This window comes from Aequorivita sinensis (assembly GCF_006346335.1).
GTDB classification, from domain to species: domain Bacteria; phylum Bacteroidota; class Bacteroidia; order Flavobacteriales; family Flavobacteriaceae; genus Aequorivita; species Aequorivita sinensis.
The window spans coordinates 1-12,679 of the sequence record NZ_VDMC01000012.1; the positions used below are offsets into that span (position 1 = coordinate 1).

Below are 12,679 nucleotides of genomic sequence, written 5' to 3' on the forward strand. Positions count from 1 at the left end.
TGGGACGTAGGACTTAGGACGTAGGACAGTAGGACATAGGACGTAAGACTTAGGACGTAAGAGTCAAGAATTTAGAATTTAGACTTCTCTCAAATAATTACGATAAACACCCATGATCCTTCAATTAGCAATTAATATAACTCTAAACTCTCAATTTATAACTTTTAAAACCTAACTCCTAACTCATAACTCTGAATTCATAACTAGTAAATCCCAAATTCATAATTCATAATTTTTAACGCTGCACTCTTAACTCATAACTCATAACTCATAACTCTTAATTCATAACTCCTAACTCGCAAGGAAACCTCATAATTCTGAATTCCGCATTCTGAATTTTAAACTCCTAACTCCTAACTCATAACTCATAACTAATAAATTACTCATCATCCCCATAAATCAAGTTTATAAACTCTTCCTCATCAATATCACCAAAATATTCTTTTAGGTTCACATCTTTAAGGATTTCTGTGATGTCTTCTTTTTCGTACCGAGTTTCTTGTAATAGGTTTTCTAGGGTTTCTACAGGTTCTTTTCCAAAAAAATCGCCATATACTTTAAATTCCTTGATAAGTCCTTTATCGACAAAAATTCGCAAATCTATTTCTCCAACGGCAAAGCGTTTGCTGCGTTGAATGTTGAATTTTGGAGATTTACCATAATTCCAGTCCCAACTGTCGTACTTTTCTTCTTTCAATTGGTGTACAGCTTTCCATTCGTCTGCTGTGAGGCGGTAGGTTTCAAAAGGCTCACTTTCTTCATAAAGACCTTCAAGAAGTAATGTTCTAAATGCTTCTATAGTGAGTGGTTTATTTAAAAACTCTGAGATGTTAGCAACTCGACTTCTAACAGACTTATGACCTTTAGATTGAATTTTGCTCATTTTTACATTAAGGGCATTTACAACTTCTCCTAAATCTGTATCAAAAAGTAGCGTACCGTGGCTCACCATTCTTTTCCCTGTAGAAAACTGGGCAGTGCCAGATATCTTTTTCTCGTCTATTAATATATCATTACGCCCTTTCAATTCAGCATTAAGCCCTAAGTTATTTAAAACCTTAATTACAGGTGCAGTAAACTTTTTAAAGTTGTTTAAACTCTTTACGTCGTGATTGGTGATAAAACTAAAGTTAAGATTTCCAAGGTCGTGATAAACTGCGCCACCACCAGAAACTCTTCTCACAACATGAATATTATTTTGCTCAACATATTCGTGATTAATCTCTTCTAGAGTATTTTGATTTCTACCTATTATAATAGAAGGCTCGTTTATATAAAACAATAAATAATCGTTCTCTACACTAAAATTTCGTAAAATATACTCTTCTAAAGCTAAGTTTAGATGTGGATTGGTTACATCCTCATTTTCTATAAAAATCATAGTTCTTTGTTTGTGTTTTAGATTTGTAAAGATAAGATTTATCGGTGGTTTATTATCTTAAGAGGTTTGAAAAATCAATATTCTACTTAAAGACAATGGGTGCTAAGAGGTAAAGTATTTTAGGTGTTTAACTACTTTCAATTCAAGTGAATTTTAATTTTGTAATTTTGACTTTGAAAATTTGTTTCGGAATAAACAATAGAAATGTATTATTATAAGTTTAATTAAAACCTTATATTAGATGTATTTATCTTATATTTGCCGGTAGCAAAACCGACTTTCTCCCCAATAATTCTTGTTAATTTATTAATAAGCAAACACCCCTATGGATAAAGTTGTAATATATGGTGCTGGCCGACATGCAGAATTGACCGCCTATGAGATGAAACGAAATAATCTTCACGAAGTTGTTGCGTTCACTGTTAGGAATAAGTACTTAAATAAAACAGAGTTAAATGGACTTCCAATAGTTTCATACGAGGATATTTCACGGATTCACCCACCTAGTGAATTTAAAATGTTTATTGCTATTGGGCCGCAACAAATAAATCGTGCAAGGGAAGAAATTTTCCGAGATGCCAAGGAAAAGGGGTATCAATTTGTAAACTGTATATGGCCAAATCCTGAATTTTCAGAAGATCTTATCATTGGGGAAAATGTATATATTGGTCAAGAGTGTACTATTTCGAATTTTGTAGAGATTGGTGATAATGTAACGATAATTTCATCGAAGATTGGACATCATTGCAAAATTGGCCATAATGGCTTTATTTCTTGCAGTATATTAGCTGGTAACGTTAATGTAGAAGAGAATGTTTTTATTGGTTTGGGTTCTGCTATAGGTCCTAATATCACACTTGGAAAACATACCGTTGTAGGAATGGGGTGTGTAATTTCTAAGAGTACCGATCCCGCTTCGGTTTACTTAAACAGGGCAACGGAAAAGCAAAGTTTTGATTCTTCGAGATTAAAACTTTTATAAATACGAAATTTGAAGAAAAGTATAGTTTTCATAATCCACCTATACATAATATTAAATTTCTTAAAAACAAAATGCACAGATAGACTTACAGCGTACCATGGAAAAAATTTTGATTTATGGCACTGGGCGTCATGCGGAAGTAACAGCTCATTTAATGAGAAAATACAAGCTTCACCAAGTAGTGGCGTTTACTGTTAAAAAGGAGTTTTTTAAATAAATCGGAGCTAAATGGTTATCCCGTTTTTCCTTATGAGAATTTGGAACAATCGCGTTCTCCAGATAAATATAAAATGTTTATCGCTATTGGATCTCAAAATATGAATCGAGCAAGAGAAGAACTCTTTCAAGATGCTAAAAGAAAGGGATATAGCTTTGTAAACTGTATTTGTCCCTTTTCGAATCTTGCTGAAGACATTATTTAATGAATTGTGAAAGGCGAATTAAGTAGAAACTATTATAAAGTTAAAAAGTGATGTCAAAACCATTAGTAACAGTGCTTTGTATAACCTACAATCACAACCGTTTTATCAGAGCTTGTCTCGAGAGTATTGTAAGTCAACAATGCGATTTTCCTTTTGAAATAATTATTTATGACGATGCCTCCACCGATGGTACTCGTGACATTATTTTGGAATTTCAAGAAAAATATCCTGAGCTCATTCGCGTTATTTTACGCGAAGAAAATCAGTGGTCTAAAAACCCAGGTGTTATCGATATTTTATATAATAATCCGCAGGCAAAGGGTAATTATCTAGCTTTTTGCGAAGGCGATGACTTTTGGATCGGACAAGATAAGCTTCAAAAGCAAGTTGCCATTTTAGAAAAACACCCTGAATGTTCGATGACGTGTGGAGCGTATGTACTGATAGATGATGGGAAAGAAAAAGTAGTGCGTCAAAATAAATGGTTCACCAATCATCCCGAGGATGAACAAGGAAGAGTTTTTGAATTAGAAGATTTGAAAAATACATTTTTTATAAAAACATCTACGGCATTAGTTCGCAATCAACCAACGTTATTTGATCAGTTAAAAAAATATGAATTCTGTTTAGATATGCACATATTTTATCTGCTTTTAAGAGCCGGAAAAGGATATTACATAAAGGAAGTCTTGGCGGGTTATAACAGACATCAAGCTGGGGTTTATAGTGGAAGTCATCAGCTGGAAGTTTTGTTAGCGCAATATCTGATTCTTAAGGATTTGTATAAGAAAGATGGTGGAGAGTTTCTTAGAAAGCAATACTTGAAATTAGCGTTGTCAGTTCTCAATTTAAAAATATCAGGATTAATGTTGCGGAATAAAAATATAAAACAAAAATTTTTGCAAAATCGCAACCCTAGTGTTTTTGAGATTGTCAAAGACATCAAACCTGTGTTGCAAACCAAAGCAGAAAAACAGGAATTTTACAAAAATCTCATTCCAGTACAAGCTAAAGTATTAAAGCAAAGGATTAAACATGTTTTTACTAAGAATTAGAAAAATTACCTACACGCGATAACCAGGTTAATATCATATCAATACTTTAATGTTAAGATTTCGCTGATAAATATTTGTGAACTTTAAAGGAAAACTATAAAATGCAGGTGTTTTTATAATTATGTTTGGCGTTGCTTTATGCTTAGATAAAAACCTGTTAAATTACAAGTAACTATGCGCACGCTGGTAACAACATCAAATCACTTTTAAGGATATGAGTAAATCTAAAGGAATTCTAAAGGAATACACATTCGGATTTACCTTCTTCTATAGCCATCTTGGAAATAAGGTCTTTTTGATTTTATTGTTAAGTATCCTGATCAGTCTTTTAGACGCCATCGGACTTACGATGTTTTTGCCTTTGCTGCAAGTACTCAATCCAGAAGGTAGTATCGATCCCTCGGCGATGGGTAAACTGGGTTTTATAGTAGAAGCCATTCAGAACACGGGGATTACCCTTAGTTTAATGAAGATTGTGCTGGTTATGTTGGTGTTTTTTATCCTGAAAGGCATCGCTAAATACGTTGGTAATGTATACCTGATTATTTTACAGCAATCCTTCATTAAAAAGTTACGAGTTCACTTATTGCAAGGGTTAAACCGGATTAGTTTTAAGCAGTTTATGATTGCAGATTCAGGACGCATTCAAAACACACTAAGTGGCGAAGTAGATCGAGTCTCGAGTGCTTTCAGTACTTATTTCGGTACGCTTAGAAATGCACTTATGGCATTTGTCTATCTCTGCTTCGCTTTTCTTATAAACCCCGGCTTTGCGTTATTGGTCATTATATTCGGTTTTCTCTCACACTTTTTGTTTAGACTGATTTACAGTCGAACGCGTAAAGCGTCGAGAGGTTTAACTTCACAAAACCATATCTTTCAAGGACAGATTATTCAGCATGTTGCCCATTTTAAGTATTTGCGTTCTACAGGAATGGTTGACAGATTCTCAAAAAAACTCGAAGAGACAATTACTTCCATAGAATCGCATAGAAAGCGATTGGGGATGCTCTCAAGTATTGGAGAGGCAATAGGGGAGCCAATTGTGATTATAATTTTGGCATCTGTTATGTGGGTGCAATTTTATTTCTTTGAAGGAACTATCAGCAATGCCGTAGTGAGCTTGCTTTTCTTCCTTCGTGCTTTAATTTCACTAATCTCGCTTCAAGCACAATGGAATTCTTTTTTAAAGGTTTCAGGTTCCTTAGAAAATATAGATTCTTTTTCCGAATCTCTTAAGCAGCATCAATTCGAAGACGGTGAAATTCCTTTTAACTCTTTTGAAAGTGGAATTTCTATTGAGAATCTAAATTTTTCATACGGTTCAAAACCAATTTTAAAAAATATAAATCTTCATATCTCAAAAAATGAAAGTGTTGCATTTGTCGGCGAAAGTGGTAGTGGAAAAACAACCCTTATTAGCATACTTACTGGGCTGCTACACCCAAGTAATGGTAGTCTTACCATCGATGGAACTCCATTAATTAATTTTCAATCCAATTCCTATCAAAAACGTATAGGTTATGTAAGTCAAGATCCAGTAATTTTTGATGATAACCTTTATAATAACGTCACTTTATGGGCACCTAAAACACCGGAAAACCTTCTTAGGTTTAAGAACAGTGTACAAAAAGCATCTTTAGAAGATTTTATGACTGAATTGGATGAAAGAGAGAATACTATATTAGGAAATAACGGAATCAATTTGAGCGGAGGTCAAAAGCAAAGAGTTTCAATTGCGAGAGAACTTTACAAAGATATTGATCTATTAATTTTAGACGAAGCCACTTCAGCCTTAGACTCTGAAACTGAAAAGGCAATTCAAAAAAGCATAGAAGCACTTCAAGGAAAATATACTATTCTTATTGTAGCGCATAGATTATCAACAATAAAAAACGTTGATAAGATCGTCTTGATGGAAAAGGGGGAAATTATAGATATAGATAATTTTAATAATTTAATTAAAAAACAAGAACGGTTTGCCAGAATGGTAAACTTACAGGAGTTATAAATCAAAATTTGAACTAACTCTCATAGATTAATCCGAGTTTCTTTTATGAAAACCAATCTTGCTTCCGTTATCATTCCTACTTTTAATAGGTGCGAACTTATCTGTAGTACTTTAGATAGTGTTTGGGCTCAAACTTATAGGCCCATAGAAGTTGTGATAGTAGATGATGGTTCAACAGATAATACAAAGCAAATTATTAACGATTGGGTCATACAACACACAGATATGGCCTTTAAGGTTGTATATATTTATCAAAAAAATTCCGGAGCACCAAGCGCTCGAAATAATGGAATTAAGAATGCATCAGGTAGATACTTACAATTTTTAGATTCTGATGATTATTTAATGCCTGAAAAACTAGAGTTACAAATACAAAAAATGCAAATAGAAAAAACAGGAATTTGCATATGTGATTATTTTCATACCAATGAATATGGAGAAAATACATTATTTGCTTCCAATGATAGAAATATTGAACAAATTATAACTCAACATCGCTTTTTATCTACATCTATAGGAGTAATAGATATAAGTTTTTTTAAACCTGGGTTTTTAAAATGGAATCCTAAGATAAAGAAAGCACAAGACATAGATTTTTACCTCAAAATATTTTTAATTATAGATGACTTTTCATACGTAAATAAGGCTTTGTTTAAATGGATACGGCATACGGGACCAGGAATTTCCAATTCTACTTCCTTTACGCCTATAGAATATCTTATTAACTTAACTTCTATGTTAAAATTTCATTTCGTAAACAGACAATCTATTCAGGATTACAAAAAACCATATATTAACCGTTTATATAAAAAAGCTTTAGCGGCTATTTATTCCAAATCAATATTTTTCAAATTTTGTCAAAACCCTTTAAATTTTTTGAAAAAACCTTAGTGGTTGTCATATTGGTTATATTAAAACCAACTTTGCCAAGTAGAAAAAATACAACTAGAATTTAAATAATATTCAATCGATAATATTTAATACAAAATTGAGAAAATCAACTCCACATCAATTATCAATCAAGTCTAAAGTTAAAAGATTTTTAAGACAAAACTTGAGTCTAATGCTGCCTAAAGTTAGCAGGGTGATGCTTATTGATAGTTTTAATGCAGAAACAAATGCTATCGCGATGGCGAATTATATTTCTGAGAATTATAATTTACCTGTGTCATTTGTTGTAAAAAAGTCAAATAAAAATTCGATTGCTCCTTTACTTAAGCACAATGTTGAATTGATTATAATAGGAAGCTTAAAATTTAATTTAACTTATTTAACGAGCAAGTATATTCTTAGTACTCATGGATTTTTAAAAACCCCTAAAAGTCAAATTCATGTTAATCTATGGCATGGTGTAGGCCATAAAAAAATTAAAGCAGCTAGAGGTTATGGAGGAGTTCAAGCAGACATTACCGTAGCTACCTCAGAATTAACTCAGAACATGTTTTCTAATTTTTTTGAAGTGCCAATTGACAGTGTGTTTATTTCTGGTTACCCTAGAAATGATATAATGCTGAAGGCGAAAAGAGAGAAAAAATACATTATTAATCAAATAGATCCCGATTTAAACAGCTATAGTAAAATTATCTTATGGATGCCTACCTATAGGAGAATGCCTCCGGGGATAGATGTTGAAATGGGGGAAAACGGAATAAAACTAGATAATATATTTAATAGTGAAGGATTTGATGTGTCGACATTTAATAATATTCTAAAAAAACACAATGCTATATGCATTTTAAAGCCTCATTACTATTACGACACTTTAAGTAAAAAGAATATAGATAGTTTAAGTAATATCCTGATGATAAACGACCAATGGATACTTAATAAAAAAATAACCCTTTATCATTTAATTGGATGTACGGATATGCTAATTACCGATTTTTCATCGGTAATGACAGATTTTTCCTTATTAGACAAACCAATTATATGTTTTTGTACAGACTTGGATAAGGTTAAAAATAATGAAGAATTGTACTTTGAGGATATTGAAAATTGGTTGCCTTCAAAACTATATCAAAATCAAGGAGATTTTTTTGAATTTCTAAATGAACTCTTAACAACTGATCACGACCCTAATGTAGAAAAGAGAGTGAAAATGCGTAATTTGTATTTTAAATATAGGGATGATAAAAGTGCAGAACGCTTGGCGAACTTTATTTTTAATTCTAAGAAAAACTAAAAAAATCTAATTTTCTATTATAAGGTTATTAAAAGGTATTAAAATGAATTTTGAAGTATTCAAAAGTAAATATGAATTACAGCCTGTAATAGAAGTTCCAAATCAGGTAGATCAAAACCCTAAGTTAACAGTTTTGGTGTTAACCTATCAGCAAGCTCCATATATTAAAGAATGCCTCGATGGAGTTCTAATGCAAAAAACAAACTTTAATATTGAAATTATAATTGGTGAGGATGATTCCTCAGATGGAACTAGAAAAATATGTAAAGAATATGCAGAAAAAAATCCGGATAAAATTCGATTATTGCTACATAACAGGGAAAATAATATTAAAATAAACAACAGACCCTCACCACTTTTTAATTTATTCTACAGTACATTTTCCAGTAGGGGGAATTATGTAGCTATATGCGAGGGAGATGATTTTTGGACTGATCCTCAAAAGCTTCAAAAACAAGTTGATTTTTTGGAAGCAAATCCAAATTGCGTACTGTGCTATCACCCTACTGAGTGTGTTGATGAAAAAGATCCATTTTACAATCATATTAAACATCCTCCAAACCCCGAAAAATTACAGTTATTTAATATAAAAGATTACATATTGGGAGAGGGTTTAGGAATTTGGACCGTTTCAATAGTTGCGAAATCAGAATCTTTAAAAATTTTACCAAATTGGATTTTTAAGGCACCGCTTACCGATTTAGCTTTAAAGTTGTATTATGCTTACAATGGTGAAATTGGATATATACCAGGTACAATGGCAGTTTATAGAAGAAGAACGATTGGATCTTGGAGTGAATTTTCTAAAACGTTTGAATGGCAATTAAATCATATGGAAAGTAGGATTTGCACTTACAATCTTTTCAATAGTTTTTCAGAATATAAATACAACAAAGAAATTAAATCCATCAATAAGTGGTGGAAACAAAATTGTTTACCTGAAGCATATGGATATGCAAATAGGACTGAAAGGAGAAAATTACTATTTAATAATTTAGATTTTTTTTTAAACTTCCGATATAAAGGGAATTTTAGTCGTTGGTTAAGATTTTTATTTGGAAATCATTTAATATCTAAATTAAAAGGTAAATATAAAAAAACAACATAAGAGACATTGAATTATTACTTTCGTAAAACAATTAATATTATTTATTCGATTAGTTAACTAGCCAACTATTATTAAAATATAAACAATGTCAAAAAATATAGCAGTCATTCTTGCAGGCGGTATAGGCTCTAGAATGAATATGGAGCTACCAAAACAGTTTTTCAAAGTAGCGGGGAAAACAGTTTTAGAGCATACTGTACAGAGCTTTCAAAATCATAAAGGGATAGATGAAATTGTTATTGTTTGTCATTCCTTATATAAAACTCAGGTTGAAAACTTTGTGCTTATCAACAAATGGACTAAAGTTAAAAAAATTCTTCAAGGTGGAGAAGAACGATATGAATCAAGTTTGAGTGCTATTAATGCTTATCCTGCTGATTCAGATATTAATTTAATTTTTCACGACTCTGTCCGACCTTTAGTTAGTGATGATATTATTGATAATGTAATTCAAGCATTAAAAAAATATTCAGCTGTAAACACAGCAATTCCTTCTGCCGATACCATTATTCAGCTCAATTCGGAAAATAATATTATTAAAAGTATTCCAGAAAGAAAGTATTTGAGAAGGGGGCAGACCCCTCAGGCTTTTAAATACGAGGTTATAAAAAAAGCTTATGATTTAGCCCTTCAAGATCCATATTTTAAAACAACAGACGATTGTGGCGTCGTATTAAAATACTTACCAGAAGTTGAGATTTATGTTGTACCTGGAGAAGAGAATAATTTTAAGCTAACCTATAAGGAAGATAGTTTTCTATTAGATAAATTATTTCAATTAAAGACAATCAATTTTTATACAAACCCAGATTTATCAAAACTAAAAGACAAAGTGATAGTTGTTTTTGGTGGAGGATCCGGAATTGGGAAAGAAATAGTAAATATAGCTAAAGAATTAGGAGCTAAGGTTTATCCTTTCTCTCGTAGTTTAAACAATACCGAAATTTCAAATCCAATCCATGTTGCAACGGCTTTACAAACAGTGGCATCAAGAGAAAGTAAAATAGATTTTGTAATTAATACTGCTGCAGTATTAACTAAGGATGCATTAGTACACATGGAGACTGAGAAAATTGATGAAGCACTAAATACAAATTTAAAAGGAGTTATATGTATAGCTCGTGAAAGCTATTCTTTTCTTAGAAACTCTAATGGCCATTTATTAAATTTCACATCAAGTTCTTATACACGCGGAAGATCATTTTATAGTGTGTATTCAGCAACTAAAGCTGCAGTTGTTAATTTCACTCAAGCCTTGGCAGAGGAATGGAGTCCTGATAATATTCAAGTAAATTGTATAAACCCTGAACGTACAAATACGCCAATGCGTGTATCAAATTTCGGTCACGAACCTGTGGATAGTTTGTTGTGCGCTAGTGAAGTTGCAAAAATATCACTTGGTGTTTTACTTAGCCAATTAAATGGGCAAGTAATTGATGTGAAAAAATATGGAGTAAAGTAAATAATGATATTTTCAACCGTGTATAGCCCTTAAAATGTATAATGCTATAATCCCCATCTTGATATATAGAGTTCTGTTTTGAATTAATACAGCCTGTTGTTATGGGTAATAACTTTAAAGAATATCTTCAGCTCCATGTTAAAATTAAAAAACTTTATTAAAAAGTACTTCACAGACTTTACTTTTTTCTTTCGATACCTAAGGGGAAAAGTTTTTATAGCCTTTTTTTTGAGTGTTGCTGTAAGCTTTTTAGACGGATTAGGCTTAACAATGTTTATACCATTGCTTCAGGTTGTGAGTGAAAACAATATGGCTAATCCCGATAAAATGGGGTATTTAGGGATATTTATCAACGCATTAGAAGCAGTTGGAATATCTATGACTCTAAAGAGTACATTAATTTTAATGATTGTTTTTTTTGTATTAAAAGGAGTAGCTTTTTATATACGCAATATTTATCTAGTGATTTTACAACAGAGTTTTATTAAAAAAATTAGGCTCAATTTATTAGATCTACTTAGCCAAATAGATTTTAAACGCTTTATCCTTTCTGATGTTGGGCGTATTCAAAATACCATGACTGGGGAAGTAAGTAAGGTGTCGCTTTCATTTTCCGCATACTTCAATACCTTCCAACAATTGGTAATGGTAATGGTTTATATGAGCTTTGCGTTTATGGCTAACGCCCAATTTGCACTTTTAGTTAGTGTAGGAGGGGCTTTAACAAATATTCTTTACAAATACATTTATAAGCGAACAAAAGGAGCGTCTGGAAAATTGACACAGTATAACTCAGTTTTTCAAGGACAAGTAATTCAATACGTAGGCCATTTTAAATATTTAAAAGCCACAGGCAGTGCAATCTCTTATGGAGTAAAATTAAAAGATACTATTCTCAAAATTGAAGACTCCCTAAAGCGGATTGGTGCTTTAAACAGTATTGCAACAGCTGTTCGTGAACCGATTATGGTATTTATTATTGCCGTTGTGATTCTAATTCAAGTAAACTATTTTGAAGGGAATATTGGAGTAATTCTAATTAGTTTGTTATTTTTCTATAGAGCACTTACAGCATTAATGAGTTTACAGTGGTTTTGGAATAGCTATATGGAGGTTTCTGGTTCCTTAGAAAATATGAAAGACTTTCAAAGAGATTTGGAGTCGGGAAAAGAAAAGCAAGGAAATGTTAAAATTAATAATTTTAAAAATTCTATTGTTTTAAAAGATGTGGATTTTTCTTTTGGTAATGAACTTATCTTAAAGGGTATAAATTTAAAAATTACTAAATATCAATCTATAGCTTTGGTAGGAGAGAGTGGAAGTGGAAAATCGACCTTAGCCAATCTAATTGCAGGACTCTTAGCAGAGAGTGATGGAAGTATTTATATAGATGATATGTTATTGAAAGATCTAAATAAGGAATCTTACCAAAAACGAATAGGTTATGTAAGCCAGGACCCTGTAATATTTAACGATACTGTCTATAACAATGTAACCTTATGGGCTCAAAAGACTCCTGAAAACCTACAAAGGTATAAACTCAGTATAAAACAAGCTGCTTTAGAAGCTTTTCTAAATGAATTGCCTAGAGGGGAAGAGACACAACTCGGAAATAACGGAATAAATTTAAGTGGAGGACAAAAACAAAGAATTTCGATAGCACGTGAACTTTACAAAGAAATAGATATTCTAATTCTAGACGAAGCGACTTCTGCTTTAGATTCAGAGACTGAAAAAGCCATACAAGAGAGTATAGATGCATTGAAAGGAAAATACACTATAGTGATGGTAGCCCATCGTTTATCTACTATTCGCAATGTCAATAAGATAGTATTTATGGATAAAGGGAGAATTTTAGATATCGATTCTTTTGAAAATATGATTCTTAAACAAGAAAGATTTAAAAAAATGGTTGAGTTACAAGAGCTTTAAATAATTTAAAAAAATAGAAAGAGGTTAAAACTTAGCCTAAATTGGATAAATATACTTTAAACTTTCACTTCTATTCGGACTAATTTTATTTTAATCGAACTTTGTTTACTATACTTTATAGCATTTTTATTTATTTAACATAAT

9 protein-coding genes are annotated in these 12,679 nt (G+C 31.8%); 8 read left to right on the forward strand and 1 reads right to left on the reverse strand.

The window, feature by feature from the left end:
- Positions 1-379 precede the first annotated feature (379 nt).
- Positions 380-1,381 carry a lipoate--protein ligase gene (locus tag FHP04_RS11395; RefSeq protein WP_139856269.1) on the reverse strand — a complete coding sequence of 334 codons (1,002 nt, stop codon included), beginning with the start codon at positions 1,379-1,381 and terminating at the stop codon, positions 380-382.
- Positions 1,382-1,706: 325 nt separating this feature from the next.
- On the opposite strand from FHP04_RS11395, the gene FHP04_RS11400 reads away from it, so the two are divergent.
- From FHP04_RS11400 to FHP04_RS11435, 8 genes are all read left to right on the forward strand, one after another.
- Positions 1,707-2,363, forward strand: a complete 657-nt coding sequence (locus FHP04_RS11400; RefSeq protein ID WP_139856270.1) for a DapH/DapD/GlmU-related protein — start codon at positions 1,707-1,709, stop codon at positions 2,361-2,363.
- Positions 2,364-2,835: 472 nt separating this feature from the next.
- Complete coding sequence (locus tag FHP04_RS11405) at positions 2,836-3,840, forward strand: glycosyltransferase (protein ID WP_139856271.1); 1,005 nt, start codon at positions 2,836-2,838, stop codon at positions 3,838-3,840.
- A gap of 214 nt (positions 3,841-4,054) precedes the next feature.
- On the forward strand, positions 4,055-5,851 hold the full coding sequence (locus FHP04_RS11410) for an ABC transporter ATP-binding protein (RefSeq protein ID WP_139856272.1): 1,797 nt from the start codon (positions 4,055-4,057) through the stop codon (positions 5,849-5,851).
- Positions 5,852-5,896: 45 nt separating this feature from the next.
- Complete coding sequence (locus tag FHP04_RS11415; RefSeq protein WP_139856273.1) at positions 5,897-6,742, forward strand: glycosyltransferase family 2 protein; 846 nt, start codon at positions 5,897-5,899, stop codon at positions 6,740-6,742.
- Between the two features lie 172 nt (positions 6,743-6,914).
- Positions 6,915-8,033, forward strand: a complete 1,119-nt coding sequence (locus tag FHP04_RS11420) for a CDP-glycerol glycerophosphotransferase family protein (RefSeq protein WP_139856274.1) — start codon at positions 6,915-6,917, stop codon at positions 8,031-8,033.
- A 43-nt stretch (positions 8,034-8,076) separates the two neighbouring features.
- On the forward strand, positions 8,077-9,141 hold the full coding sequence (locus tag FHP04_RS11425) for a glycosyltransferase family 2 protein (protein WP_139856275.1): 1,065 nt from the start codon (positions 8,077-8,079) through the stop codon (positions 9,139-9,141).
- Positions 9,142-9,226: 85 nt separating this feature from the next.
- Complete coding sequence (ispD, locus tag FHP04_RS11430; RefSeq protein ID WP_139856276.1) at positions 9,227-10,603, forward strand: 2-C-methyl-D-erythritol 4-phosphate cytidylyltransferase; 1,377 nt, start codon at positions 9,227-9,229, stop codon at positions 10,601-10,603.
- 135 nt (positions 10,604-10,738) lie between these two features.
- Positions 10,739-12,535 (forward strand): ABC transporter ATP-binding protein, encoded by a 1,797-nt coding sequence (locus FHP04_RS11435; protein ID WP_139856277.1) that lies wholly within the window; start codon positions 10,739-10,741, stop codon positions 12,533-12,535.
- The last annotated feature ends 144 nt before the right edge of the window (positions 12,536-12,679 follow it).